This window comes from uncultured Streptococcus sp., from assembly GCF_963518475.1.
In the GTDB taxonomy this organism is placed as follows: Bacteria; Bacillota; Bacilli; order Lactobacillales; family Streptococcaceae; genus Streptococcus.
Window position 1 is genome coordinate 1 of record NZ_CAUQJA010000014.1, and the last position, 24,863, is coordinate 24,863.

The 24,863-nt window shown below is 41.1% G+C and carries 29 protein-coding genes and 1 pseudogene; 7 read left to right on the plus strand and 23 right to left on the minus strand.

Going from position 1 to position 24,863, the window contains the following annotated elements:
* Window positions 1-43 precede the first annotated feature (43 nt).
* The 11 genes from RYK12_RS06695 to RYK12_RS06745 form a co-directional block, all read right to left on the minus strand.
* Window positions 44-685 carry a type II CAAX endopeptidase family protein gene (locus tag RYK12_RS06695; protein ID WP_314847946.1) on the minus strand — a complete coding sequence of 214 codons (642 nt, stop codon included), beginning with the start codon at window positions 683-685 and terminating at the stop codon, window positions 44-46.
* Between the two features lie 9 nt (window positions 686-694).
* Entirely contained in the window at window positions 695-1,393 is a 699-nt protein-coding gene (locus RYK12_RS06700; protein ID WP_314847948.1) for an ABC transporter permease, read from the minus strand.
* The gene (locus tag RYK12_RS06705) at window positions 1,386-2,210 is read right to left on the minus strand and encodes an ABC transporter ATP-binding protein (protein ID WP_314847950.1); all 825 of its coding nucleotides are present in this window, start codon (window positions 2,208-2,210) and stop codon (window positions 1,386-1,388) included. The genes RYK12_RS06700 and RYK12_RS06705 overlap by 8 nt, the downstream gene beginning before the upstream one ends.
* 10 nt (window positions 2,211-2,220) lie before the next feature.
* Window positions 2,221-2,961, minus strand: coding sequence for a DUF3169 family protein (locus RYK12_RS06710; RefSeq protein WP_399555444.1), 741 nt, complete (start codon window positions 2,959-2,961; stop codon window positions 2,221-2,223).
* Between the two features lie 2 nt (window positions 2,962-2,963).
* Window positions 2,964-3,161, minus strand: coding sequence for a hypothetical protein (locus RYK12_RS06715; RefSeq protein ID WP_033682914.1), 198 nt, complete (start codon window positions 3,159-3,161; stop codon window positions 2,964-2,966).
* Window positions 3,148-3,336 carry a hypothetical protein gene (locus RYK12_RS06720; protein WP_070526253.1) on the minus strand — a complete coding sequence of 63 codons (189 nt, stop codon included), beginning with the start codon at window positions 3,334-3,336 and terminating at the stop codon, window positions 3,148-3,150. The genes RYK12_RS06715 and RYK12_RS06720 overlap by 14 nt, the downstream gene beginning before the upstream one ends.
* Complete coding sequence (locus RYK12_RS06725) at window positions 3,336-3,542, minus strand: helix-turn-helix transcriptional regulator (RefSeq protein WP_261023442.1); 207 nt, start codon at window positions 3,540-3,542, stop codon at window positions 3,336-3,338. Before RYK12_RS06725 ends, RYK12_RS06720 begins: the two co-directional genes overlap by 1 nt.
* Before the next feature lie 9 nt (window positions 3,543-3,551).
* Window positions 3,552-3,965 carry a hypothetical protein gene (locus tag RYK12_RS06730; RefSeq protein WP_314847954.1) on the minus strand — a complete coding sequence of 138 codons (414 nt, stop codon included), beginning with the start codon at window positions 3,963-3,965 and terminating at the stop codon, window positions 3,552-3,554.
* Between the two features lie 50 nt (window positions 3,966-4,015).
* The gene (gene hisS, locus RYK12_RS06735; protein ID WP_314847955.1) at window positions 4,016-5,296 is read right to left on the minus strand and encodes a histidine--tRNA ligase; all 1,281 of its coding nucleotides are present in this window, start codon (window positions 5,294-5,296) and stop codon (window positions 4,016-4,018) included.
* A 191-nt stretch (window positions 5,297-5,487) separates the two neighbouring features.
* Entirely contained in the window at window positions 5,488-6,735 is a 1,248-nt protein-coding gene (locus RYK12_RS06740) for a transporter (RefSeq protein WP_314847957.1), read from the minus strand.
* Between the two features lie 197 nt (window positions 6,736-6,932).
* Window positions 6,933-7,784, minus strand: coding sequence for an Rgg/GadR/MutR family transcriptional regulator (locus RYK12_RS06745; RefSeq protein ID WP_314847959.1), 852 nt, complete (start codon window positions 7,782-7,784; stop codon window positions 6,933-6,935).
* 123 nt (window positions 7,785-7,907) lie between these two features.
* Between RYK12_RS06745 and RYK12_RS06750 the strand changes: the two genes are divergently transcribed.
* The gene (locus tag RYK12_RS06750) at window positions 7,908-8,249 is read left to right on the plus strand and encodes a metal-sulfur cluster assembly factor (RefSeq protein WP_227326127.1); all 342 of its coding nucleotides are present in this window, start codon (window positions 7,908-7,910) and stop codon (window positions 8,247-8,249) included.
* Window positions 8,250-8,309: 60 nt separating this feature from the next.
* Here RYK12_RS06750 and ilvD read toward each other — a convergent pair whose 3' ends face one another.
* Window positions 8,310-10,013, minus strand: coding sequence for a dihydroxy-acid dehydratase (gene ilvD, locus RYK12_RS06755; protein ID WP_314847961.1), 1,704 nt, complete (start codon window positions 10,011-10,013; stop codon window positions 8,310-8,312).
* 230 nt (window positions 10,014-10,243) lie between these two features.
* Between ilvD and rpmF the strand changes: the two genes are divergently transcribed.
* Both rpmF and rpmG read left to right on the plus strand, forming a co-directional pair.
* Window positions 10,244-10,426: a 50S ribosomal protein L32 gene (gene rpmF / locus RYK12_RS06760; RefSeq protein ID WP_000290417.1), complete on the plus strand. Its 183-nt coding sequence runs from the start codon at window positions 10,244-10,246 to the stop codon at window positions 10,424-10,426.
* Window positions 10,427-10,441: 15 nt separating this feature from the next.
* Entirely contained in the window at window positions 10,442-10,591 is a 150-nt protein-coding gene (gene rpmG / locus RYK12_RS06765; protein WP_001265622.1) for a 50S ribosomal protein L33, read from the plus strand.
* 66 nt (window positions 10,592-10,657) lie between these two features.
* On the opposite strand, the pseudogene RYK12_RS06770 reads toward rpmG, so the two are convergent.
* Window positions 10,658-10,826 (minus strand): annotated as a pseudogene (locus RYK12_RS06770) (FanG protein).
* A gap of 28 nt (window positions 10,827-10,854) precedes the next feature.
* Between RYK12_RS06770 and RYK12_RS06775 the strand changes: the two are divergent.
* From RYK12_RS06775 to RYK12_RS06785, 3 genes are read left to right on the plus strand one after another with little or no spacing between them, the layout of a single operon-like run.
* Window positions 10,855-11,469 carry a CadD family cadmium resistance transporter gene (locus tag RYK12_RS06775; protein WP_314847963.1) on the plus strand — a complete coding sequence of 205 codons (615 nt, stop codon included), beginning with the start codon at window positions 10,855-10,857 and terminating at the stop codon, window positions 11,467-11,469.
* An 11-nt stretch (window positions 11,470-11,480) separates the two neighbouring features.
* Window positions 11,481-11,819 carry a Cd(II)/Zn(II)-sensing metalloregulatory transcriptional regulator CadX gene (cadX, locus tag RYK12_RS06780; protein WP_314847966.1) on the plus strand — a complete coding sequence of 113 codons (339 nt, stop codon included), beginning with the start codon at window positions 11,481-11,483 and terminating at the stop codon, window positions 11,817-11,819.
* Between the two features lie 42 nt (window positions 11,820-11,861).
* Window positions 11,862-11,987: a hypothetical protein gene (locus RYK12_RS06785; protein WP_314847967.1), complete on the plus strand. Its 126-nt coding sequence runs from the start codon at window positions 11,862-11,864 to the stop codon at window positions 11,985-11,987.
* Between the two features lie 349 nt (window positions 11,988-12,336).
* On the opposite strand, the gene RYK12_RS06790 is transcribed toward RYK12_RS06785, so the two are convergent.
* The 7 genes from RYK12_RS06790 to RYK12_RS06820 form a co-directional block, all read right to left on the minus strand.
* Entirely contained in the window at window positions 12,337-13,584 is a 1,248-nt protein-coding gene (locus RYK12_RS06790; RefSeq protein WP_078353092.1) for a toxic anion resistance protein, read from the minus strand.
* A gap of 21 nt (window positions 13,585-13,605) precedes the next feature.
* On the minus strand, window positions 13,606-14,412 hold the full coding sequence (locus RYK12_RS06795; protein ID WP_261009399.1) for a hypothetical protein: 807 nt from the start codon (window positions 14,410-14,412) through the stop codon (window positions 13,606-13,608).
* A 630-nt stretch (window positions 14,413-15,042) separates the two neighbouring features.
* Window positions 15,043-15,654 carry a 30S ribosomal protein S4 gene (rpsD, locus tag RYK12_RS06800; protein ID WP_000092756.1) on the minus strand — a complete coding sequence of 204 codons (612 nt, stop codon included), beginning with the start codon at window positions 15,652-15,654 and terminating at the stop codon, window positions 15,043-15,045.
* Between the two features lie 194 nt (window positions 15,655-15,848).
* Window positions 15,849-16,901 carry a HAMP domain-containing sensor histidine kinase gene (locus RYK12_RS06805; protein ID WP_314847976.1) on the minus strand — a complete coding sequence of 351 codons (1,053 nt, stop codon included), beginning with the start codon at window positions 16,899-16,901 and terminating at the stop codon, window positions 15,849-15,851.
* Window positions 16,898-17,596 (minus strand): response regulator transcription factor, encoded by a 699-nt coding sequence (locus tag RYK12_RS06810; RefSeq protein ID WP_000520650.1) that lies wholly within the window; start codon window positions 17,594-17,596, stop codon window positions 16,898-16,900. Before RYK12_RS06810 ends, RYK12_RS06805 begins: the two co-directional genes overlap by 4 nt.
* 123 nt (window positions 17,597-17,719) lie before the next feature.
* Window positions 17,720-20,431, minus strand: coding sequence for an SSURE domain-containing protein (locus tag RYK12_RS06815; RefSeq protein WP_261240921.1), 2,712 nt, complete (start codon window positions 20,429-20,431; stop codon window positions 17,720-17,722).
* A 115-nt stretch (window positions 20,432-20,546) separates the two neighbouring features.
* Entirely contained in the window at window positions 20,547-21,563 is a 1,017-nt protein-coding gene (locus tag RYK12_RS06820; protein ID WP_314847979.1) for a glycosyltransferase family 2 protein, read from the minus strand.
* A 39-nt stretch (window positions 21,564-21,602) separates the two neighbouring features.
* Here RYK12_RS06820 and RYK12_RS06825 point away from each other — a divergent pair, with 39 nt between their 5' ends.
* Window positions 21,603-21,827 (plus strand): hypothetical protein, encoded by a 225-nt coding sequence (locus RYK12_RS06825; protein WP_314847981.1) that lies wholly within the window; start codon window positions 21,603-21,605, stop codon window positions 21,825-21,827.
* A 111-nt stretch (window positions 21,828-21,938) separates the two neighbouring features.
* Here the strand turns inward: RYK12_RS06825 and RYK12_RS06830 are convergent, their stop codons facing one another.
* The 3 genes from RYK12_RS06830 to RYK12_RS06840 are packed head-to-tail and all read right to left on the minus strand — an operon-like array spanning window position 21,939 to window position 24,795.
* Window positions 21,939-22,604: a TrkA family potassium uptake protein gene (locus tag RYK12_RS06830; RefSeq protein ID WP_001283905.1), complete on the minus strand. Its 666-nt coding sequence runs from the start codon at window positions 22,602-22,604 to the stop codon at window positions 21,939-21,941.
* Between the two features lie 13 nt (window positions 22,605-22,617).
* Window positions 22,618-23,997 carry a potassium transporter TrkG gene (locus tag RYK12_RS06835; RefSeq protein ID WP_314847983.1) on the minus strand — a complete coding sequence of 460 codons (1,380 nt, stop codon included), beginning with the start codon at window positions 23,995-23,997 and terminating at the stop codon, window positions 22,618-22,620.
* Window positions 23,998-24,030: 33 nt separating this feature from the next.
* Window positions 24,031-24,795, minus strand: a complete 765-nt coding sequence (locus RYK12_RS06840; protein WP_314847985.1) for a nucleoside phosphorylase — start codon at window positions 24,793-24,795, stop codon at window positions 24,031-24,033.
* Between the last annotated feature and the right edge of the window lie 68 nt (window positions 24,796-24,863).

The following is a 24,863-nucleotide window of genomic DNA, read 5'->3' on the forward strand; positions in this document are numbered from 1 at the left end:
ACTGCTAATAAAATTACTCGTTTCATGTGACCTCCTGACTCTATTATAGCATGAGTATCATCAAAAAGCCGACTAAATTATTCAAAGCGTGGAGAGAAATACTGTAGACCAGACCTTTTCTGCTAATATAAGCCAAGCCCAAACTAAAACCAAGGCTAAAATAGACAAAAAATTGTTGCACATCACCTGGGAAATGAATCAAGGCAAACAGAACACTGGATACCAGAAGAAAAATCAGAGTTTGTTTACTATTGTCCTGCTTAGAAAAGAGGTAGCGTGCTAACATCCCTCTAAAGATAAGTTCTTCCGTCAAAGGAGCAAAAATAACGACCGCAAAGAATGAGAAAAGTGGTTGAGACAAAGTCAAGTCTATCGCTATTTGCTGATTTACTGAAGGATCATTTGGCAAGAAAAACTGGACAACAAGAGATAAGAACCAAACTAAGGCAGGAAGCCAAATAAATCGGTTAAAGCCGCTCTTCTCAATATGGACAGGACCTTTCTGATACCATTTGTAAATGCCGTACACATAAACTCCAGCCAAGGCCACATAGAGTAAGGTAACAGCATAGGGGGAAGCGCCTAAGGCAAGAGACGTAGTCGCGAGCCCCTGAATGAAGCCATAGATGAATAAAAAGGATAGAATGGCTAGAAGAAACCAGCCAAGATTTTTAAGTAATTTCATAAAGGTCTCCTATCTTGCTTTATAGCTGTTTTTCAATACAAAGAGGTTTGCTATTCCTAATACAAGTACCCAAGCAAGTAACATACCAATATTAGAAAAAGAGATTTCCCCACCTTTTTTATTTAAAAGATTTACAATTGGACCAATAAAAGAGTAATCTAACACTTTCTGAGCCGTATCATTTTGAAGAGCAATCATAGGTAAAAAAGAGACGATAAACACAGGAAAGATACTATAGACTTGCGCTTTAGATTGAGTATCTGACACCGCACCGATTAGAAGGTTGAGAAAAATAACACTAATCGTTGCTAGGAGCAAATAGATAGCATAGGCAAATAAATAACCAGATACATCTACTTTAAGATAGATGGGAAGTACAATCATAGCAACCAACATTATCAAAATAGGGAGAACGAGCATACTGAAAGTATATTCTGTTGCTGTCACACCACTTAGAATGAGTGATTTGAGATTTCGTTTTTCCTTATCTTCTGCCATCATAATCGATACCATATAACCACTTCCCATGCTCAAGACCATCGTCAAGCTAGCAGATAGTAAAAATAGGCTCAATTGTCCATTCTTATTTGAAAGTTCATTATATAAAACAGCAATACCAAAAGGCATCAATAAAGTCGCCAACAAAGTTGAATTACTAATAAGGACTTGTAATCTTAACCATAGTAGGGCATTTAATTTTCTAAACATCTAACTTTTCTCCTGTCAATCTGATAAAGATTTCTTCTAGTGTCGGCTCACAAGAGTGAACCACCATCAAATCTGTCGTGTCTAAATGTGGCAATTCTTCAAATGGAACTATCTGTTCTCGTCCATCGTTATAAACCACATGTACTTTCTTATCCACATGGTACTTCTGGATAATATCTTGTGGACTTCCATACTCTATTAAGTTTCCCTTATTTAAAAGAGATAAGCGATCACAAAGCAGAGTTGCTTCATTCATATCATGCGTGGTCAGAAAGATAGTTGTCCCCGCCTGCTTTAATTCTTGAAGTAGGATATGAATCATCTTAGATGTTGTAGGGTCTAAGCCACTGGTTGGCTCATCTAGAAAGAGAATCTTAGGAGCATTCAGAAGGGCACGAGCCAAGAACATTCGTTGTTTCATTCCTGTAGATAGTTTTTCTGCGATAATATCTTTAGCATCTGCCAATCCAACCTGTTGGAGCACCTGATTTACTCTATCTGACTTGAGACCATATAACTTAGCATAGATGAGAAGATTTTTATAAAGACTCATCTTTTCATAAAAACCACTGCCATCACTAACAATACCAATTTGTTCCAAATCATTTGAGGTTAAATCTTGAGAATTCTTGCCTAACAAAACTGTTTTACCTTGATCTGCAGCCAACTGACCTGTTAAGACATTGATCATGGTTGTTTTACCTGAGCCAGAAGGGCCAAGAAAACCAAAGATTTCACCCTCCTTAATCTCAAAAGAAATCTGATGAAGAGCTTTTTTGCTCCCAAAACTTTTGCTTACATTTTCAACACGAATCATAGAAACTCCTTTATTTGAAATAGCGTTTTACCATAGGCAACTGCATCACATTGATATAAACATGGATGGCTCCTACAAGCAAGAAAGCTAGTAACTGAATCTCATCTGTCAAGAAAGAAATGATAATAATAAAGACATATAAAGCTGGTAAGACATATTGGTGTAATTGGAATAAAATTCGAAAACTCTGTTCCAAATTAGCTTGTCGCTCTCCTTCATCATAAGAATTTATATAATCTAAGACATCCTTGGGTGTAGAGAAAAGAGACAAATCAAACTGACGAACAATCGCAATTGTTTTAGAAAGAGATTTTTGAGCGGATAAGAATAGCACAAAGGCTAAGAAAGAGAGGGAAAATGTTTGGTGGCCTGTATGCAATATAACCACTTCATTTAATGAGAGGAAAATAGACAATGAAATCGCTACACTTGTAATATTAAAAGCAATGCTTCCAAACTCAAGATTCCGATACATTTGCACATAATAAGTTTCATTCAGATTATCATCCATTTCCTCTTGGTACAAGGAATGAAATTTTCTGCTTTTCTTTAAGAAATTGAATGTCAAAAGAATGCTAATGAAACCTAACACTAAACAAATAGCTGATATCCATGGTATCAAGACTTTTACATCTAACATAATTTCGTGGGATTCGGTAGCAGCCTTAAACATCCCTACAAAACCGCCCAAGAAACCTCCCAAGACAACAGACATTAAAAACAACAATCCACGTTTCCTTTTCTTTTCCATATTCATTCTCCTTTTTCACTTGCTAGATTGTTTGCTTTCTTTTCAATCCAGTCAACGACTGGGATAAGAGCAAAGTAGGCCCAAATAAATTGGTCGCTGTAATAGAGATCAAACCATCCTAGATTTGTTCCAATTAGTAGACACACGCTAACTAATAGAGCTATAGCAACTACATAATAGATTACTTTATACTTGTTCATCATTTTTCTCCTTTTTCTTCAATCGATTGAAAATGGACAAGAGGACTAAGTTAATCCAAAACAAATACTTACTTTCAACAAAATAGAACCACCCCAGTAATGTTCCAATCATAGCAAAGGCATTCACAATAAGGGCAAGAACACTCATATAATAAACCACTTTATACATGTTCATCACTCATCCTCCTCCAAGCGAAATACCGATTCGACTGTTTCATTGAAAATCTGAGATATTTTCAAGGCGATCACAATGGACGGGGTGTATTCGTCCCGTTCTAATAGGCTAATGGTCTGTCTGGAAACTTCTGCTAGCTTGGCCAGTTCGGTTTGATTGAGACCATCGCGAGCCCGAAGCTCTTTTAAACGATTTTTTAGTTGCATGTTACACACCTACTCTCCATCAAATTCAACGGTTTGGATATCCTCAATACGTTGCAACTTGACTTTTTCTTTCCCCTTTTTATCAACACTACGTAGTTTGACCCATTCCTCATCGACATCCACAACTTCCCAGTTATCTGGCCCAATATACGCTCCTGTTATAATTGGTTTCTTTCCAATCATTTCTTGCAATAATCTCGACATTTCTGCGTTTCCTTTCTCTTTTCGCTCAAGTTTTTTGATTTTATTCTCTAGTTTCTTGATTTTTTTAGAATTATTAGAATAAAAGAAAATCATAAATAGTATAAATACTAGCCACATCATAGCTCCTTTCTGATTCCTATTTCTTAACTTGAATTTATTGTAACACATCTTTTTCTTTTTGACAAGCATATTTGTCAAAAAGTTTATGATTTTTGTCATTTTGCAAAAGAAAAAGGTCAGAGTAGTTCTCTGACCAGTTTTAAATACTATTAAAATCCTAGTTTTTCAAAGATTTCTGAGAAGTTTTGGCTGATTGTCTCAAGCGCAACTTCCACTTCTTCTCGGGTTTGGTTGTTCTTGACCGTTACTTGTCCGCTTTCGACTTCACTCTCTCCTAGGGTGATGAGAGTCTTAGCCGCAAAGACATCAGCTGACTTGAATTGAGCTTTGAGTTTACGATTGAGGTAATCACGCTCTGCTTTGAATCCTTGTTGGCGAAGAGCCTGTACCAATTCCAAGGCCTTGACATTTGCCCCTTCACCCAAGACTACTATATAGACATCTAGGGCGTTTTCGATAGGGAGAGCCACACCTTGCTTTTCAAGAATGAGAAGCAGACGCTCTACACCAAGTCCAAAACCAAAGCCAGCAGTTTCAGGGCCTCCAAAGTAAGAAACCAAACCATCGTAACGACCACCCGCACAGACTGTCAGGTCATTGCCCTCAATCTCAGTGATAAACTCGAAAATCGTGTGGTTGTAGTAGTCCAGACCACGCACCATATTGGTATCGATGATATAGTCTACTCCAAGATTTTCCAACATCTGACGGACAGCATCAAAATGAGCGTGGCTTTCTTCATCAAGGAAGTCCAAGATAGACGGCGCATTCTCCACTGCCACCTTGTCTTCTTTTTCCTTAGAGTCCAAGACACGGAGAGGATTTTCCTCCAAGCGACGTTGGCTATCCTTAGACAAGGCCTCCTTGAGCGGTGTCAAATAGTCAATCAAGGCTTGACGGTAGGCTGCACGGCTCTCAGGATTTCCAAGAGTGTTAAGATGTAATTTGACACCTTGGATACCGATTTCTTTCAAGAAATGGGCTGCCATCGCGATGGTTTCCACATCGGTAGCTGGATTGCTAGAGCCAAAACACTCAACACCAATCTGGTGGAACTGGCGCAAACGCCCTGCCTGTGGACGCTCATAACGGAACATAGGGCCCATGTAGTAGAACTTACTTGGCTTTTGCACTTCTGGCGCGAAGAGTTTATTTTCTACATAGGAACGGACAACGGGCGCAGTTCCTTCTGGACGGAGGGTAATATGACGGTCACCCTTGTCATAGAAATCGTACATTTCCTTGGTTACGATATCCGTTGTATCTCCGACAGAGCGACTGATGACCTCGTAATGCTCAAAAATAGGCGTACGCACTTCTGCATAGTTGTAGCGCTTGAAAATCTCACGGGCAAAGCCTTCAACGTACTGCCATTTGGCAGACTCAGCAGGTAAAATATCCTGCGTTCCTTTTGGTTTTTGTAATTTCATAGGGAATCCTCTTTAAACTTAATAGTCTTATTTTACCATAAATAGAGGGATTAAAACAGTAAGAAAAAAATTAGGATTTATACTCAATGAAAATCAAAGAGCAAACTAGGAAGCTAGCCGCAGGTTGCTCAAAGCACAGCTTTGAGGTTGGAGATAAAGTTGACGTGGTTTGAAGAGATTTTCGAAGAGTATTAGATATCATTTTTGAGATTAATACCTGTCAAAAGAATAGCTAGCAAGGAAAGACCAACAAATAGCATCCAAGTCAACTGTATATTCCATACAGCTACAAGTGAAAAACAGGCTGTTCCCACAGGTATGGATAAGGTGAACAATAAACCTAAAAAATTACTGGTACGAGCTAGAACCTCTGGAGCTAGATTTTTCAGGAGCATGGCACTAATCTTTGGTTGAACTTTACCAGACACATACAGAGTTGAACAGAGAAATAGTAAACCAAGTACGACTTGATTGAATAAATTAGCTAGACCAACTAGACTGAGTCCTACGGTCACCCACATCATCAATCTAGGCAAGGACTGCTTCCCAAAATAATCATTGCCCGTAAGGCTACTGATGATGATTGCTAACAAAGCACAGAATTGACTGATAAATAATGCCTCTGTGTAAGAAAAGTCCAAAAGAGAATGGCTCAAAAAGAAGATGTTATAGATGCTTCCTAAAGCGCCACCCAAGGAATTAATAAGCAAGACAGCAAAGAGCATAAAACCAAAGTTTTTCTGTCCACTTTTAAGAAAAACGAGACGTAAATTTCGGTAAATTGTTAGGAACTGCTCTTTGATAGATAGCTTCTCATTTTTTAGGTTTTCACCCTCAGCAGCTGAAATTGACAGACTTAATTTGCTTCTTCCTAAAAAGAGAACAAAGGCTGATACGAGGAAAAAGCAAGCATTGATTCCCGCAACGAGAGAAAAATTATTGACCGATAGTCCTAAGAGCCAGACTCCGAAAGCTTGACCACCAATAGCTGAAATATAGGTGATGAACTGGGAAAAAGAATAAGCTTCCATCAGATCCTCTTCAGCTACTTTTTCCTTAACGAGAGGCATGCGCAAACCACCAGCAAAATCACTGATGACATCACTAATGACATTGATTAAACACAGGCTAGAAAAGGCAAAGAGACTAGCTTGCTGAACAACTAGGGCTGCTAGAAAAAATAAAACCGCCTGAAACAAACCACTATAGGTCATCCATTTGACCTTGTCCCTCGTGTAATCTGCCCGAATCCCTACAAAAACTGTAAAGAAAGTCGGAAGAATCATGATAATATTCGCCATAGCAACAGCAAAAGAGGCTTGTGGCAAGGTCGATGCATAGACGATAAATACCAGGTTAAAAATCGAAGCACCAAAAGCATTGAAGAAGCGTGACAAAGTCAAAAGACGATAAGCTTGATTTCTAAACAATAGTTTCATAGGTAATCTCCCTTCTTGTTATAATCCCTATATGAAGTATGACTATAGTATAGCACTTAGAAATTGAAAGGGAAAACTTTTGAATATATGCAACACACAAAATAAGCAAAACAACGATAGAACTTTTGTAATGACCTGAGAGAGGGCAAGAGTTCTATCGCTTCAAATTTCAAATTTTTTTCTTGGTTTGCAGATATTCAACAATCGGAGGTTTTTCTATAGTATTCGGCAGATTTGTGACAGCCAAGCATCTCAAAAATATGGACAGCATCTTCCATCTTTTTCTGACCTTCCTTGACTCTGCCTTGCTTGCTATCAAGGAGGCCTTCCGCCCACAAATAGACAATTCGGAAATAGGTTTCATTTTCCTTGTAGAAATGCTCTTTGATGACACGTTTAAAATAAGAGGCATTGGTAAATTCTTCACACTCAATGCTGGCTAAAAAACCATTCAATAGCATGGTGTGAAAAAGGTTTCGGTTTCCAGACATTTCCATTAGAAAATCGGATTTTCGGACCATTTCTCGTACATATCTAGTAAAAAGGGAAACAGATAAGAACGGAGAACTGACTGAGAATAAATTGAGTTCATAGATTCCCCAAATCTCAGTAGAAAACAAGTAGTCATGAAGGACTTTCCCTTCCTCTGCTGTTAACTCTACCGTTTCATCCATGCTCTTCATATAAGACTTGATAATAATGGCATTTAGAATATGTTTCTGCTTGTTTTGAGAATGGGCATGTTTTTGATATTCCTTGCGATACAGGTCTTCGAGAGGTGCTATATTCTTTAGATCCAAGACATCTGTGATTTCTTTTCTCAACTCAGAATCTGTATCATACTGAAAACCTCTCGCTAGAAAGAGGATTTCCTCCACACTGGCAGATATATTTTCTAGGGCAAATAGAAACTTTTCCACCGAAAGCTCACTCTGACCAGTTTCAAATCGGGACAACATAGAGGGCGAAAATTGTCCCCCAGTTGCCTGTCTCAGCGAGATATTTCTTGACTCTCGTAATTGTCTAAAGACTTTTCCAATCTGCTCCATAGACTTCCCCTTGATTCCGTATTTTCTTCATTTTATCATATTTTTCAGAAAATTCATCAAAAACTTGCCAAATTGTCAGAATTATGAGAAAATAGAGGATATTTATCACGTGGAGGGACTGTTATGAGAGACGATATCAAAATCAATGACCGTGCTTTGGCCTTGCAAGACCAAATTATCGAAGAACTAGAGAAGGTTTTTGATACAGATGTGGAATTGGATGTTTACAATCTAGGATTGATTTATGAAATCAATCTGGACGAAACGGGTCTCTGCAAGATTGTCATGACCTTCACTGACACCGCCTGCGATTGTGCAGAAAGTTTGCCTATCGAAATCGTGGCAGGTCTCAAACAAATCGAAGGTATCGAAGATGTCAAGGTTGAAGTTACCTGGTCGCCTGCCTGGAAGATCACACGAATCAGTCGCTACGGCCGCATTGCCCTTGGACTGCCACCCCGTTAATCAGGTAAATCACTTTTGAATATGAAAAAAAGCAAGCCGAAATTGGCTTGCTTTTTGATTTTATTTTTTACCTGACTTGTCCATATTCCAGAAGTCTGTCACGGCTCCGCGTGAAGCAGATGATACGATGTGAGCATATTTACCGAGGACACCACGACTGTAAAGTGGTGGCAAGGTAGTTTCTGCTTTACGTTTTTCAAGTTCTTCTTGGGATACAGCCATGGAAATTTCTTTAGTATCTTGGTCAACCGTAACGATATCGCCTGTACGAAGGTAGGCAATTGGTCCACCATCCTGAGCTTCAGGAGCGATATGTCCAACAACCAGACCATAAGTACCACCAGAGAAACGACCATCTGTCAAGAGGGCCACCTTGTCTCCTTGACCTTTACCAACGATCATTGATGAAAGTGACAGCATCTCAGGCATACCAGGACCACCTTTAGGTCCAACGAAACGAACAACGACTACATCGCCATCAACGATTTCATCTGTCAAAACGGCCTGAATAGCATCTTCTTCTGAGTCAAAGACCTTAGCTGGCCCAACGTGACGACGCACTTTAACACCTGATACCTTGGCAACCGCACCGTCTGGTGCAAGGTTCCCGTTCAAGATGATAAGCGGACCATCCGCACGTTTTGGATTTTCAAGTGGCATAATGACTTTTTGACCTGGAGTGAGGTCTGCAAAGTCAGCTAAGTTCTCAGCAACAGTCTTACCAGTACATGTGATACGATCTCCGTGAAGGAATCCATTTGCCAAGAGATATCTCATAACCGCAGGGACACCACCGACTTCGTAGAGGTCTTGGAAAACATACTGACCAGATGGTTTTAAGTCGGCCAAGTGAGGCACACGCTCTTGGATCGTATTAAAGTCCTCAAGTGACAAGTCAACATTGGCAGCATGGGCAATGGCAAGCAAGTGAAGAGTGGCGTTTGTAGAACCACCGAGAGCCATAGTCACAGTAATGGCATCTTCAAAGGCTTCACGAGTCAAGATATCTGATGGTTTGAGACCAAGTTCCAACATCTTAACAACAGCACGTCCTGCTGCTTCGATGTCTTCTTTCTTGTCAGCTGATTCAGCTGGGTGAGAGGATGAACCTGGCAAACTCATACCGAGAACTTCAATAGCTGTCGCCATGGTATTAGCAGTGTACATACCACCACAACCACCAGGGCCAGGGCAGGCATTACATTCAAGACGTTTCACATCCTCAGCCGTCATGTCACCGTGATTCCATTTTCCGATACCTTCAAAAACAGAAACCAAGTCGATGTCTTTGCCATCAAGATTTCCCGGTGCAATGGTTCCACCATAGGCGAAAATAGCTGGGATATCCATATTGGCAATGGCAATCATAGAACCAGGCATGTTCTTATCACAGCCACCGATAGCAACAAAGGCATCCACATTGTGGCCCCCCATCGCCGCTTCGATTGAGTCCGCGATGATATCACGAGATGTTAGAGAGAAACGCATACCAGGCGTTCCCATGGCAACCCCGTCCGATACGGTAATAGTCCCAAACTGCACAGGCCAAGCACCTGCCGATTTGACACCTTCTTTGGCTAATTTTCCAAAATCATGCAAGTGGATGTTACATGGTGTATTTTCCGCCCAAGTCGAAATCACCCCCACAATCGGTGTTTCAAAGTCCTTATCTGTCATACCAGTCGCACGAAGCAAGGCACGGTTTGGAGATTTTACCATGCTATCATAAATACTACTGCGGTGACGTTTATCTAATTCAGTCATTTGTTCCCTCCCATTTCAGTTTTTACTATTATATCACATTTTAAAGGCAATGAACAGAGGAAAATTCTTGAATTTTCAGAAAATTTCGATTAATCCAGCTAATGACCTTCTAATTTTTTCATCTTTTTTTGTCAAGTAACTTTACTTTACAAAAAAAATGTGTTATCCTAGTATGGTTGATGAAAATCAGTAGATTGAATCGAATATAAATACCTAAAGGAGAAATCAAAATGGCAGTACCTGCACGTCGCACTTCAAAAGCGAAGAAAAACAAACGTCGTACACACTACAAAGTAACAGCTCCATCTGTAAACTTTGACGAAACTACTGGAGATTACTCACGTTCTCACCGTGTATCACTTAAAGGATACTACAAAGGACGTAAAATCGCTAAAGCTGCATCAGCTGAATAATAGAAGGGAGATACCATGCGCGTAAATATTACACTTGAACACAAAGAATCTGGTGAACGCTTGTACCTTACTTCTAAAAACAAACGTAACACTCCAGACCGTCTTCAATTGAAGAAATACTCACCAAAACTTCGCAAACACGTTGTGTTTACAGAAGTGAAGTAAGCATTCAATACGAATCAATACAGAAGAAAAACGCTTGAACAGCGTTTTTTAATTTTTTGAAACTCATTACATTGCACTACAAATCAATTTTTTAGATAAATATATCAGTTGGATATTGGTTAAGCTCTGCTATCATTTCGATGGCAGGGCTTTTTAATATTTAGTATACTAACTTCTTATCTATATTTTGGTGGATTTTAAGTTGACATCTACAAAGTTTAATGTTAGAATACATTCAAAAATATATTTGAATGAGGTATTTTATGATTCAAAATGTTGTTACTTCAATAATCCTGTATTCTGGGACAGCCGTAGACTTACTTATTATCCTAATGTTATTTTTTGCCAAAAGAAAAAGCAGAAAAGACATCATTAACATCTATTTAGGACAATTTCTAGGCTCTGTTAGTCTAATATTGCTAAGTTTGCTTTTTGCATTTGTCTTAAATTATATTCCTAGTAAAGAGATTTTAGGTTTACTCGGTTTGATTCCAATTTTCCTAGGCCTCAAAGTTTTGCTTTTAGGAGATTCTGATGGAGAAGCTATTGCAAAAGATGGTTTGCGAAAAGACAATAAAAACCTGATTTTTCTAGTCGCTATGATTACTTTTGCAAGTTGTGGCGCTGACAATATTGGTGTTTTTGTCCCATATTTTATTACCTTAAATTTAGCGAATTTGATAGTGACTTTACTTACTTTTCTAGTCATGATTTATCTCTTGGTTTTTTCTGCCCAAAAATTGGCACAAGTCCCTTCTGTTGGAGAAACTTTGGAAAAATATAGCAGATGGTTTATTGCCGTTGTCTATTTAGGATTGGGGATGTATATCCTGATTGAAAACAACAGCTTTGACATGCTATGGGCTGTGTTGGGCTAGGAGAAAAAATTATGAAAAAAGATAGTATCTGTCAAGTGGATGTTATTAATCAACAAAATGTTACAACCGCAACGAACTACCTTGAAAAGGAAAAAGTCCAAAAATCACTTCGCATTTTAACAAAATTTACCGATAATAAACAGATAAATATCATCTTTTATCTTCTTGCTGTTGAAGAACTCTGTGTCTGTGATATAGCCTGTTTACTAAATCTCAGTATGGCATCTGCCTCCCACCATCTTCGTAAACTAGCCAATCAAAACATCTTGGACACTAGAAGAGAGGGGAAAATTATATATTATTTTATAAAAGATGAGGAAATCAGAGATTTTTTTAATCAACTAGGATAACAACTATTTTTACTACTTTTCCATGATTATAGGGGATTATATATGAAATTTTTTGATGAAAATTACTCACAAGAAATACCTACTCGTATCAAATCTTTAAGAGAAAAATATAATTTAAAGCAAAGCTACCTAGGTAATGCAGGTCAAGTTAGCCAAGTTGAAAAGTAAAAGCGACAAGTTACCGCTTCAATATTGCTTTATTTGAATACTTAAACCGACTTGGACTATAAAGAAATTATTTTTAGAGATATTGCCAAGTTTGTTGAAAATCTGTTTTACCACTGCTTCAGCTCTATTATATTTAGAGTTTTAGAAACTGTAGATAGAAGTTAAGTAAGCATTCAATACGAATTAATACAGAAGAAAAACGCATTCAAGCGTTTTTTCTTTTTGTTAATTCCACTACATTGCAAGACAAACCATTCGAATGACTACATTTTTTGTGAAATAAATTAGACTCTAATATATAGAAAAATCCAAAGTCCCCGGCGAATCTACATTACAGGGGACTTGTGTATTATTCTTGTACTTCTTTCTGGGCGGCCTTGCCTTGGTCTAGAAGGGCTTGGACAATTTTCTCATCGCGTAGTTTGACAGAATCGTTGATCATTTCTGCGGACTTAACGATGGTTGTTTCTAGCTGGGCACGTTTCTGGCGTCCCAATTCAATAGCAGCGACGATACCTTGGTTTTGAGCGACCAGACTTTCAGCCAGTTTGGTAACCGATTCGACAGCGACTGTCGGGCTTTGGGCAATTCGTTCCATCTGCGGAATCACTTCCTTACTGGTTTCAGCTAACATCTGAAGAGCAGCATTATTGGCATTGACAATGGCATCTGCCACGACACCTGATTTCATTGATTGTTGCAAAATACCAAGTTGGGCAATAGAAAGCTTCATTGTTGGAATCGTATTGCGACGAAGCATGCCCAATTTTTGGCGCATATCAGATGACACCTTCACAAGATTGCGCATCTGAGGTGTTGTTGCCCATGCAACATAGAGACGGCTGACATACTCAGTATGCTGTTGTTCAAGAGTATTAACCACTTCAGCCATGCGGGCCAATTCTTGTGACTTGGTTTGGTATTCTACCGTACTTGTATCAAGTTGGTCAGCTTGAGCTTTCAATTCTGCAGCGCGATTGCCAGCTTCTGACTGGCTGGCTTCGATAAAGGAAATCACTCCCACTAGATTTTCAATGGATTTGGTATTGTCCTCAATCAACATCTCAGCAGAGACGATATTTCGAGCTAGCACATCTTCTTGCTTGACCACTGCGGCTGCCATACCATCGAGTTTTTGCTCCACTGTTTTTGAGTCAAAGTAAAATTCTTGTAGGGTATTCTTGCTCTTGTTAAACAATCGTTGTAAAAAGTTTGGCTTTTCTTCTAACTCAGCAATTTCAGCGTTCTTGTATTTGACGACAAAGCCTTGCAACTCACGGTTGGTATTCTTGAGAAGATCATCTACTTGGGGAATCTGCAGTTTCTTTTGTTCTGACAAGATACGATTGACCGTATTGTTCACACCTTCGACAGCAGATTGTCCAAAATCTAAAAGAGCATTTTGATTTGTGACAAACTGGTCTACTAACTGCGGCACGTGCGCCTTGATTCCTTCTTGCTGCTCAGGGCTTAACTTTTCAAGGAAGGTCAAGGTCTTGTCCGAGCCAGTATTTGTCTCGATGATTTGGGTTGTTTTATCCACCTTAGCTACCGTATTATTGGCAATCTGGTCAATATCAAAATTAAATTCTGTCATGGTTACTCCTTTGTTTCTAACCTATTCTTTACGATCTTTTTCTAGAATACGCAGACTGATATCAAAATCACGCATATCTGTTTCATTGAGTTCTCTCAAGACTTGGTCCAGTTCAAGGTCAAATTGTTCGATGGCTACTTTAGCTTGCTCTAAGCGTTCTTCTGCCCGATTATAGTTTTTAGGATTGGCCTTAATCTTCAAATAGCCTTCTAAAATCGTTTGGAATTTCTCCATCTTCAAACTATGAATGGCCGTCAATTCTTCCTTATCCCCCTCGGCAGAGGTAGCAATCTTGTCTAAAATAGCCTGATGGTCAATAGCAATATTGGCCAAGGTCTGGGACAATTCTGGAGCTAATTCCTCTGGCTCCGCATTTTCAAGATCTACCTGACTTTCTCTATCCAAACGTTCTAGCTGAACATCGATGTTTGCCCTTACTGTACGAACCTTTTTGTCAATACGGTTGTAGACATCAGCATCGATATAGGACTTGAGACGATCCGCCTCCTGATGGATTTCCCGCAGTTCGATTAATACTTGATTGGCCAGACTCTTATAGGACTCTGAGCCTTTTTCTACCAAGACTCCCTCTAACTGCTGAATATCTTTGTCCACCTGGCGAATCCTAGCTTTTAAAAGCTCAATCCGATCATCGAGCAAACGATCCTGCAAAAGAGGATAGCGCCAACGTTTATAGAGGCGATAACCACCATAGCCTAGTAGGACACAAGCCGCAAGTGGAAGAGCATATTGGACCAACAAGCCCAGTAAGAACAAGAAGCCCCAAAAATAGAGACAACCTTTCCAAAAACCATTACCTGATTTCATAAACATTCCTTATTTTCAATTTATAAGTCTATTTTAGCACAAAAGAGCAAAATGAGGGCGGAAATCCCCTAGAAAAGAGTTGATTTCTTTGCTGTAGAATGGAACTTGGTAGCGCGTGTGCTAATTTCAGTGTAATGGGCTCAAACCGTAAACTTCAATCAGATAAGATTGCAGAATGACAGCTGAGGAAATATCAAAACAAAAGCTTGAAATATCGGAGGGGTTGTGTTAGAATTGGTCTATAGTGATGATAATTGTCTAACAAGGCAACAAAAAGCCCCAACGTTCCCGCGTTGAGGTTTTTTTGGCTTATTGCCCCTTAAAGGTTATTTCTTGCGTGAGTTAAGCCATTTCTCAAACAAGGTTGTCAAAATATTGACTACTAAGGGTGCTAGAAAAATTGTGATGATAATTTCTAACATCGGCAACACCTCCCTTCCTTAAAGTGAGGGGCCAAAATATTATATCATACCAGATTTATATCATCAACATCGCGTCATTCTTGGAATAGATAGACTTAGATACACCAATAACCTTACTAGCAAATATCTAAGTAAACCCAGAAATCAACATTTTGAGACAAAGCAAAAAGCCCACTGTTGTAGACTTTCTGTAAGATATATCTTAAAATTAAAGCATTTTGTTGTAGAATTCAACGACAAGTGCTTCGTTGATTTCTGGGTTGATTTCGTCGCGTTCTGGCAAACGAGTCAATGAACCTTCCAATTTTTCAGCGTCGAATGATACGAATGCTGGACGTCCAAGAGTAGCTTCTACTGCTTCAAGGATAGCTGGAACTTTCAATGATTTTTCACGAACTGAGATCACTTGACCTGGAGTTACGCGGTATGATGGGATATCAACGCGTTTTCCGTCAACAAGGATGTGACCGTGGTTTACGAATTGACGAGCTTGACGACGAGTAGTCGCAAGACCAAGACGGTAAACAACGTTATCCAAACGACGTTCCAAAAGAAGCATGAAGTTGAAACCTAGGATTCCGCCTTTGATTTTTGTAGCTTGTACGAACAAGTTACGGAATTGTTTTTCACCTACACCGTAAGTGAAACGAAGTTTTTGTTTTTCAGCCAATTGCAAACCATATTCTGACAATTTAGAACGGTTGTTTGGTCCGTGTTGTCCTGGTACGTAGTTACGACGCGCCAATTCTTTACCTGTACCTGTAAGTGAAAGGCCAAGGCGACGAGCTTGTTTCCAAGATGGTCCTGTATAACGTGACATGTGAATGTCCTCCTGATATAAATAATATTTCGGTGGAAATAGTCACTTAGAAAGCCCTGATTCGTGCAGATGCCCTTCGCCTAAACAGCCAAGGTTACTTGTCATAAGACACCTGTTGACGAGCTTCATGCTTTCCTGCTGATATTTCGCACAAAATCCATTCTACCATGAATGGCTAGATTTGTAAAGGGGTTTTAAGCTTTATTTTCACTGCCAGAGAGATTGAGAAGGAGGGTAAAAGTGCTTCCGAGGCCGTACTGGCTGCTAACTGTGATTTCTCCACCCAATTGATGGGCCAATTCACGCGCAATCGCAAGTCCTAAGCCATGACCACCTGTTTTCATATTACGCGAAGTTTCTACACGATAAAGGCGTTTGAAAATATTCTCCAAATCCTCTGTGGCAATCCCCTGTCCCTCATCGGTCACACTGATTGAAAGCTGGTTCTTCTCCAGCTTAGCCACCACTTCCAGCTTGGTTCCTGGAGCTGAGTATTTAAAAGCGTTATTGACCAGATTCACCAAGATGCGAGAGAGTTTGGCATAATCTCCCTCAATCCGGGCAGACTCTGGGATTACCTGCAAATGGACATCTCGTTCCTCCTGCTCAATCAAGAACTGAAATTCACTCATGCACTCAATCAAGAGCTGGTCCAGAAAAATACTGTCTTTGCTGGTCGTTTCGACCTGATTTCTAGCTGTGTTTAGGGTCAAAAAATTCAACTCTTCAACCAGTTTATTGAGTCTTTCCGTCTGGCGCCCAATGGTTGCTAGATAATGGTCCTGTTCTCCTTCCTTGATAACCCCATCCAAAATCCCTTCTACCGTCGCTTGGATCGAAGTGATGGGGGTCTTGATATCATGCGAAAGTTGAGCAATCATCAAGCCCTTTTCTCGTTCGCTTTCTTCCAAGGAATCAAAGGTGGCCTGCAAATCATGGGACATTTCATTAAAAGCTTGGCCTAATTGTTGAAATTCTACAGGGCCTTGAACCTCCAGATTTGAAGGAAAGTCCTTGTCCGCTACCCGCTTGGCATGTTCCTTGAGTTTGCCCAATGAAGTAAAGACCGGCGATAGGAGAAAGAGACTAATCCCAGCACCGACAAAACTAGCCACGAGAGTCATCCCCACTAGGAAATAAATTTCTCTTTCTTCAATTAGCATTCGCTGGATGGCCCAAAAAACCACGATAATCGTTAGGAGTGTTGAAATGATATACCCCACTAAAATGTAACTTTTTAATTTCATTGACTACCTCGTGCTTTCTCAATTTTGTAGCCCAAGCCCCAGACGGTTTTGATGGTCGGTGTTTCTGCACTAGCATGTTTAGCCAACTCCTGTCGAAGAGCATGAATATGAACATTCAAGGTATTGGTGTCATCCACATAGTCTTCCTGCCAGACCTTTTCATAGAGGTCTGTCTTAGAGAAAACCCGCTCTGGATTGCTAGCTAGAAGCCATAGAAGTTCGAAGGATTTGACTGTCAAATCAAGCGCTACATCTCCGACTTGGACCTCATGGCTACCGTGATTCATCCGTAAATCCCCGAGACTGACGACTTCTGTCTCACCTCCACGATGAAGGCGACGCAAGATATTGTGGACACGCAAAACCAGCTCACGAGGGCTAAAGGGCTTGGCAATAAAGTCGTCTGCCCCCAAGCTCAGGCCGTAAATCTTGTCCTGCTCACTGGTCTTAGCCGTGATAAAGAGAAAAGGCTGATCCGGAGATTGATACTGGACTTCGCTAATCAAATCATAACCATCCATCCGAGGCATCATGATATCTGTAATAATCAAATCAATTGGTTTTCGCTTGAAGATTTCCAAGGCCTCTACCCCATCATGGGCCACCAAAACCTGATATCCTGCCTGAACCAGATAACGTTGATGAATATCTGTGATTTCTACCTCGTCGTCAACGAGTAAAATTGTCTTTCCCATCTGTCTCTCCTTTGAAAAAAACAGTGCTATACCACAATAGTATAACACTATTTTAATCGCTTTACGAACATTCTAAACGATATCTGGATTTTTCATATCCTAGATAGAAAGTCTGTAGTTAGACTAGTCATTTTCTTCTTTTTTAGCTTTCAAACCGAGTCCACCTAGAAGTCCAGCCAAGGCTAATCCAAAGAATCCAAGAGTAGCCATTGAGGTTTGAGCTTCACCAGTATATGGAAGCATGTCTTTTTGCTCTTTCATTTGATCAGCCATCATTGGACTTGATACCTTGTTATTAGATGCCATCTTGCCTTCATCAGACATTTTGCTTGAGGCTGCTGGAGCTTGATCTTGTTTCATGCTTGGTGTTACCATAGGCTGGCTAGCATTCATGGTTTTATCCTGCTCTTTGTTAGGCATCATCTTATCCTGACTAGCAGCTGACATTTGAGATTTCATCTCATCTTGATGAGCACTTGGCATTTGAGCGTTCATCTTAGACGCATCTTGATGACTATTCATCATTGGAGCCGGCATAGCTGAACCATTATAAGATGGGACGAAGCCTGATTGCATCGGAGTAAGAGACTGATGTCCATTCAAGTTCACTGTCAAATCCTTAGTCGCTACAAGGTTGCTCAAGTCTGCCTTGCCATCTTTCGCACCGTACACTTTGATAGTAGCTTTATAGCTTTGAGTCCCGTTTTGTTTCAACAAGTCAAGAAGGTCTTTATCAGATTTTCCTTGAATGCCAGCCAAATCCACTTCATAGAAGTAAAGGCCTTTGCCCAATTTTTCTACTGGTGGAAGAGCTGGATTTTTAGCTGAGCCATTGTCTGACCATGGAGCCTTGTCTGAGGACTTCAAAATAAGGCGTGTCAACATGCCGTCACCAGCGAAGAATTCGTATGGGATGACTTGGTTGACGCCTGCTGTGAATGGACCTGGGAAGTTAGCCTTGTCCAAGTAAGTGGCTGGGACATCCACTGTATCTTTAGTATTGTCTGCCACGCCTTTTTGAACTTCAGCTGGAGTGGTTAAGCCATTCAAGTTGACATCCAATTCTTTAGTCGCTACAAGATTACTCAAATCGGCCTTGCCATCTTTCGCACCGTACACTTTGATAGTTGCCTTGTAACTTTGAGTGCCATTTTGTTTCAACAAGTCTAACAAATCTTTGTCTGATTTTCCTTGGGTACCTGCCAAGTCTACTTCATAGAAGTAGAGGCCTTTGCCCAATTTCTCTACCGGTGGAAGGGCGGGATTTTTAGCTGAGCCATTGTCTGACCATGGGGCCTTGTCAGATGCTTTCAAGATAAGGCGTGTCAACATGCCGTCACCTGCGAAGAATTCGTATGGAATGACTTGGTTGACACCGGCTGTGAATGGGCCTGGGAAGTTGGCTTTGTCCAAGTAAGAAGCTGGGACATCTACTGTGTCTTTGGTATTGTCGGCCACACCTTTTTGAACTTCAGCTGGGGTAGTCAAGCCGTTCAAATTGACATCCAAATCTTTTGTCGCTACGAGATTGTTCAAATCGGCCTTGCCATCTTTTGCACCGTACACTTTGATAGTTGCCTTGTAACTTTGAGTGCCATTTTGTTTCAAGAGATCAAGCAAATCTTTGTCTGATTTACCTTGAGTTCCTGCTAAATCTACTTCATAGAAATAAAGTCCTTTGCCTAATTTCTCTACTGGTGAGAGAGCTGGGTTTTTAGCCGAACCGTTGTCTGACCATGGAGCCTTGTCTGAGGCTTTCAAGATCAAACGAGTTAACATACCGTCACCGGCGAAGAATTCATATGGGATGACTTGGTTGACACCGGCTGTGAATGGGCCAGGGAAGTTGGCTTTATCAAGGTAGCTAGCCGGAACATCTACTGTGTCTTTGGTATTGTCGGCTACACCTTTTTGCACTTCAGCTGGAGTAGTCAAACCATTCAAGTTGACATCCAAATCTTTAGTGGCTACGAGATTGCTCAAGTCTGCCTTGCCGTCTTTAGCTCCGTACACTTTGATAGTAGCTTTATAGCTTTGGGTGCCGTTTTGTTTCAAGAGATCAAGCAAATCTTTGTCTGATTTACCTTGAGTTCCTGCCAAATCTACTTCATAGAAATAGAGGCCTTTGCCCAATTTTTCTACTGGTGGAAGAGCTGGATTTTTAGCTGAACCATTGTCGGACCATGGAGCCTTGTCTGATGCTTTCAAAATCAAACGAGTTAACATACCATCACCAGCGAAGAATTCGTATGGAATAACTTGGTTGACACCTGCTGTAAATGGTCCTGGGAAGTTGGCCTTGTCCAAGTAAGTAGCTGGAACATCTACTGTGTCTTTGGTATTGTCAGCCACGCCTTTTTGCACTTCAGCTGGTGTAGTTGCTGGTTGAGCTTCATTTGCTTCACGGTCTTGTCCAGAAACTGCAGGCGCAGGATTTGTCACAGGTTTAACCGCATCTTCTGTTTCTTTCTTAGATTCTGGTTTTGCTTGTACTTCTTCTTTGGGTGCTACCACTTGGTCTTTAGTAGCCACATCCGCTTTTTCTGGAGAGCTTGTAGTATCCAAGCTTGCTTTAGGTGCTGAGTCTGCCTGTTCTGAAGGAAGAGCTGTATCGACTGCTTCTTTAAGAAGTTCTGCCGGTAAGTCGCTCTTTTCACTCACTGAAGCAGCGTCTGGTACGACTTGAGCAGGGGTCGGATTGACTACATCGGCACGTACAGAACTTGGTTGGCCAACTAGGATAAAGAAGCCACTAGCCACAACAACTGAGGCAACACCGACACTAAGACGGCGGATAGACCAACGAGTATATCTTTGATTTGGATTGAATTTCATAGGATTCTCCTTAGAGTTTTTCTTTATTTGATGACTCTAGTATAATCTCCTAAAATTAAAAAGGATTAAGAAAAAGTTAAAATTTTTCTTAAATCCCTCTTATAAAATACTTATATTAATTAAATCCATAAACAGATTTGGTGATTTGATAGACGACATTGGACAGTTTGCGAGCTGGCAAGACGGAATGTTTGGTCAAACGGCTTAGCATAGTCTTACGAATGGCCTGAAAAACCTCTGGATTTTCCTGCTGAATATAGGTCCACAGCTCCCGTTTTTTAGCCAGATGCTCCGCTGTTCCTGCTCGGTTAAGCAATGCACTAGAAATAACCGTCGTAATCTCAATATGATTCAGCAGGTATTCTCTCATTTTGGGGTGGCTTACTTTGGACAAATCAAGCTGGTCTACCAAGAGTCGATTGACCTTGAGTTGCTGGTCGATACGTTTAATCATCACCTGCTCATTGACAGACTGGTCCTCACGCCCAATCAAATAACGATAGAAATCGACAGGCAGATAGTACATGGTCTTGACCTGCTGAAGGGGGGTAAAGACAAAGAGATTATCGACATAAAAAGTATGCTCAGGTAATTGGAACTGGCTCGCTCGCAACAAATCTGTCCGATAAATCAGCGAGTGCATCATGATATACTGGCCTTTTGAGAAATTTCCGACCTGATCCCAGCCAAAAATCTGCTGGACAGGCAAGACTGACTCGTAACTCATACTCTTCTTACGAGACTGACCTTCCTTTTCATAGACAAAATTGGTCACAAAGGCATCCACCTCTTGACCTTCACTCTCTAGTTCCTGCAAGGTCTCCAAAATTTTCAGGTAAGCACGGGGATCCACCCAGTCATCACTATCAACTACTTTAAAATAACGACCAGAAGCCTCTGCTAAGCCGCGATTTACAGCACCCCCATGGCCTTTGTTTTCCTGATAAATGGCTCTGACAATGTTAGGATACTTGCTGGCTAAACACTCAGCGATTTCCTGAGTCTGGTCCTGAGACCCATCATTGATAATCAAAATCTCAACTTGCTCACCACCAATCACTAGCGACTCCACACAGTAATGAAGATAGGCAGCGGCATTATAGCTAGGAATGGCGATAGACAATAACTTCATAATCTACTCCTTTAGGGGACTGATTTTTTCTTATACTCAATGAAAATCAAAGAGCAAACTAGGAAACTAGCTGCAGGTTGCTCAAAGCACTGCTTTAAGGTTGCAGATAAAACTGACGAAGTCAGCTCAAAACACTGTTTTGAGGTTGTGGATAGAACTGACGAAGTCAGTAACCATACCTACGGTAAGGCGACGTTGACGTGGTTTGAAGAGATTTTCGAAGAGTATTACTCTCTCTTGTCACTTCTTTCTATTCTACCATAAAGTCCAGATTTTGAAGGACTTTTACTAGAATACAAGGGCTTCTAGTCTCAATTGGAATACAGGTCTCTCTATTTACTATCTAGGTCATCAAAAAAGAGGGGTGCTCCCTCCTTACGAATTTAATTCTGCCAAGTCATCTAGATACTGGTTGTTAATGACCGCCAAGATATAGGCATCTGCCTTCAAGAGGTCATTAGGTCCAAACTGGACATCCAGCGGTGAATTTTCTTGTTCACGAAATCCTAGGACATTGAGGTTGTATTTGCCACGTAGATCTAGCTGACTCAGACTTTGACCTGCCCAAACACTCGGAATTTTCATCTCCACAATAGACACATTTTTATCCAGCTGAAAGACATCCACATTGTTATGAAAGAGAATGGTCTGCGCTAGAGACTGCCCCATTTCATACTCTGGTGAAATCACCGAGTCAGCACCGATTTTTTCTAGTACCTTCTTAGCTGTCTGGCTTTTGACCTTGGCAATAACCCTTGGTACCCCCAAACTCTTACAATGCATGACTGCAAGCACACTCGACTCCAGATTTTCTCCTGTCGCCACTACAACCGTATCACAGGTATCAATTCCTGCGGTTCTAAGGAGTTCCTCGTCTGTAATATCGCCAACAACTCCACGCGCCAAAACTGGCTCAAATTGATTGATGTGCTCTGCGTGGTCATCAATGGCAATGATATTCATATCTTGCTTGGCGAGGGCCGTCAGGACACTACTACCAAAAATTCCCAAGCCTAAAATTCCAATCGTACGATCTGACATCATTCTTCCTTTCTTATCCAATACTAATATCTGCTTTCATATACTGAATCAAATCTTTTTTATCAGGCTGGTAGTCAGCTAGACTAACCAGCAAGGTCAAGGGACCGATACGGCCAATAAACATGAGCACCATGACAATGCTAAGAGCTAGCTTGCCCAATTCTGGCGTCAGATTTGCCGTTACCCCAACTGTCGCAAGGGCGGAAATGGTCTCAAACATGAGGTAAATAAATCGCGGTGTACCTTCTGCCGTAATTCCCAACAACATCAAGCCCAACAAGAAGGTCATCAAAAAGATAATGAAGACACTAAAGGATTTTTGGACTGTTCGAGTCTCAATAGTTCTCTGCGCAACATTGGCATGAGGTAAACCCAGCAATTCACTACGCGCAAAAACCAACAAGACAAAGAAAGTCGTAATCTTGAGACCCCCAGCCGTCCCTCCAGGCGCCCCACCGAGAAACATCTGTAGGATATAGATAAACAAGGTCACAGGCCGAGCTTGAGTGTAGTCAATAGAAGCAAAGCCAGCCGTTCTCATGCTAACGGTCTGGAAAAAGCTAACCAGCACTTTCTCTGGAACACTGAGATTGCCAATGGTTCCTGGATTGTGCCACTCCGTAAAGAGGGTGGCTCCTGTCCCAAACAGCAAAATCCCTGCAGTCAAGAAGAGGACCAGCTTGGTGTGAAAACGCAGACGGCGTTTTTTCTTCTTGTCAAACTGGGTTGCCAAGTCAAACCAGACCATAAAGCCAAGACCACCTATGATAATCAAGCCAGCAATGACTAGATTGATCAAAGGATCCGTCTGAAAAGCCACTAAACTGCTACTGCCGAAATTATCAAAACCAGCATTACAAAAGGCTGAAATGGCTAAAAAGATAGAGGTAAAAATGCCTCGTCCCCAGCCGAACTCAGGAATAAAACGAAAACTTAGCAGGAAGGCGCCCAAGCCCTCCACCAGAAAAGTCGTCAAAAAGATGGAGCGCATAAAGGCCTTCAGCGACCGAGTCTCCCCATAACTAAAACTCTCCTGAATGGTTTCACGACTGCGAAGACTGAGTTTTTGCTTCCCCTGAATATAAAAGACCCCGATAAAGGTCATGAGCCCCAGACCACCAATCTGTATCAAGAGCATACAAATCAACTGCCCCCAAACATTATAAGTGGTAGCTACCGGTTGCGTAAAAAGGCCGGTTACACAGACCATGGACACCGTCGTAAAGAGATGGTCAAAATAAGTGGCCTGAGAACCATTTGCCTGAACAAAAGGCAGACTCAAAAGAAGAGAGCCTATAAAAATAACTCCAGCGAAACTTAAAAAAATGCGACGAGCAGGCGAAAGTCCGCCAAAGACCCTTTCAAGTTTTTTCACAAATAATTTGAATAACATACATCCATTGTACCATAAAAAGAAGAAGAGTAGCTAGATCTGAAAGGCAATCTCAAGGCAGAGTTCCAAGGCCTTCTCGAAAGCTTCTGAACCCCAGTCACGACTATCGTACTGGTCCAAGTCTGCTAAGGAATCAGCTGTGAACAACAATTCACCCCAGAGAACCCCTCGCAGTTGGGCTACTGCCGCAAGCGCAGAACACTCCATCTCCACAACAGCACAGCCTTCCTCCTTGCGATAAGCCACCTTTTCAGCTGTTTCTCGGTAAAAACCATCTGTGGTCCAGGTCATGACTTCTTCATAGGGAATCCTTCTGGCCTCCAAAACTTGCTCAATAGCAGCAATAGCCTCTGGCTGAATTTCCATATAACGAGAAGGAGCCACATAGTGATAACTAGCTCCTTCATCTCGCAGAGCGCGAACAGGGACTAGAAAGGCATTTTCTTCTATATCAGCCAGCACACCACAGGTTCCAGCAGAAATAATCTGCTCCACACCATAGCCAATCAACCAATCCATAAGCTGGGCTGCTGGAGCTGAACCAACAGGAGCCTGAGCCAGACAAAGTTCTTCGCCTTTGTAGTTCACGACATAAACTGGATAGGTCTTGGTGGCAGAAACAAATTCGCCGACACAGTCCGCCCCTACTTCCCTCGCATAGCGGTCAATCTCCTCACCTAAAAAAGCATAGACACACTTCTTTGGTAAGTGCAAGTCCAGCCCCTCGTGATTGGGCATGATGACCGCCTGAGGATTGTCATCAAACTCTAAAATAGGAATCGCATGTTTCTGAATCATAATCCACCTCCTCTGATTTTGTACTATTGTATCAAAAGCTGACAGAGTGTCAAGGAGGAGATTGATAA

Coding starts and splice junctions, on each gene's coding strand:
- RYK12_RS06705 (WP_314847950.1), bottom strand. CDS start 2,210: ATGATTCGTGTTGAAAATGTAAGCAAAAGTTTTGGGAGCAAAAAAGCT.
- RYK12_RS06750 (WP_227326127.1), top strand. CDS start 7,908: ATGAGAGACGATATCAAAATCAATGACCGTGCTTTGGCCTTGCAAGAC.
- ilvD (WP_314847961.1), bottom strand. CDS start 10,013: ATGACTGAATTAGATAAACGTCACCGCAGTAGTATTTATGATAGCATG.
- RYK12_RS06715 (WP_033682914.1), bottom strand. CDS start 3,161: ATGAACAAGTATAAAGTAATCTATTATGTAGTTGCTATAGCTCTATTA.
- RYK12_RS06810 (WP_000520650.1), bottom strand. CDS start 17,596: ATGGGAAAGACAATTTTACTCGTTGACGACGAGGTAGAAATCACAGAT.
- RYK12_RS06835 (WP_314847983.1), bottom strand. CDS start 23,997: ATGTTATTCAAATTATTTGTGAAAAAACTTGAAAGGGTCTTTGGCGGA.
- rpmG (WP_001265622.1), top strand. CDS start 10,442: ATGCGCGTAAATATTACACTTGAACACAAAGAATCTGGTGAACGCTTG.
- RYK12_RS06795 (WP_261009399.1), bottom strand. CDS start 14,412: ATGAAATCAGGTAATGGTTTTTGGAAAGGTTGTCTCTATTTTTGGGGC.
- RYK12_RS06815 (WP_261240921.1), bottom strand. CDS start 20,431: ATGAAATTCAATCCAAATCAAAGATATACTCGTTGGTCTATCCGCCGT.
- RYK12_RS06805 (WP_314847976.1), bottom strand. CDS start 16,901: ATGAAATTAAAAAGTTACATTTTAGTGGGGTATATCATTTCAACACTC.
- RYK12_RS06785 (WP_314847967.1), top strand. CDS start 11,862: ATGAAATTTTTTGATGAAAATTACTCACAAGAAATACCTACTCGTATC.
- rpmF (WP_000290417.1), top strand. CDS start 10,244: ATGGCAGTACCTGCACGTCGCACTTCAAAAGCGAAGAAAAACAAACGT.
- RYK12_RS06790 (WP_078353092.1), bottom strand. CDS start 13,584: ATGACAGAATTTAATTTTGATATTGACCAGATTGCCAATAATACGGTA.
- cadX (WP_314847966.1), top strand. CDS start 11,481: ATGAAAAAAGATAGTATCTGTCAAGTGGATGTTATTAATCAACAAAAT.
- RYK12_RS06775 (WP_314847963.1), top strand. CDS start 10,855: ATGATTCAAAATGTTGTTACTTCAATAATCCTGTATTCTGGGACAGCC.
- RYK12_RS06730 (WP_314847954.1), bottom strand. CDS start 3,965: ATGACAAAAATCATAAACTTTTTGACAAATATGCTTGTCAAAAAGAAA.
- RYK12_RS06710 (WP_399555444.1), bottom strand. CDS start 2,961: ATGGAAAAGAAAAGGAAACGTGGATTGTTGTTTTTAATGTCTGTTGTC.
- RYK12_RS06695 (WP_314847946.1), bottom strand. CDS start 685: ATGAAATTACTTAAAAATCTTGGCTGGTTTCTTCTAGCCATTCTATCC.
- RYK12_RS06745 (WP_314847959.1), bottom strand. CDS start 7,784: ATGGAGCAGATTGGAAAAGTCTTTAGACAATTACGAGAGTCAAGAAAT.
- RYK12_RS06725 (WP_261023442.1), bottom strand. CDS start 3,542: ATGCAACTAAAAAATCGTTTAAAAGAGCTTCGGGCTCGCGATGGTCTC.
- RYK12_RS06720 (WP_070526253.1), bottom strand. CDS start 3,336: ATGAACATGTATAAAGTGGTTTATTATATGAGTGTTCTTGCCCTTATT.
- RYK12_RS06830 (WP_001283905.1), bottom strand. CDS start 22,604: ATGTCAGATCGTACGATTGGAATTTTAGGCTTGGGAATTTTTGGTAGT.
- RYK12_RS06700 (WP_314847948.1), bottom strand. CDS start 1,393: ATGTTTAGAAAATTAAATGCCCTACTATGGTTAAGATTACAAGTCCTT.
- RYK12_RS06820 (WP_314847979.1), bottom strand. CDS start 21,563: ATGAAGTTATTGTCTATCGCCATTCCTAGCTATAATGCCGCTGCCTAT.
- hisS (WP_314847955.1), bottom strand. CDS start 5,296: ATGAAATTACAAAAACCAAAAGGAACGCAGGATATTTTACCTGCTGAG.
- RYK12_RS06840 (WP_314847985.1), bottom strand. CDS start 24,795: ATGATTCAGAAACATGCGATTCCTATTTTAGAGTTTGATGACAATCCT.
- rpsD (WP_000092756.1), bottom strand. CDS start 15,654: ATGTCACGTTATACAGGACCATCTTGGAAACAAGCTCGTCGCCTTGGC.
- RYK12_RS06740 (WP_314847957.1), bottom strand. CDS start 6,735: ATGAAACTATTGTTTAGAAATCAAGCTTATCGTCTTTTGACTTTGTCA.
- RYK12_RS06825 (WP_314847981.1), top strand. CDS start 21,603: ATGAAAATCAAAGAGCAAACTAGGAAACTAGCTGCAGGTTGCTCAAAG.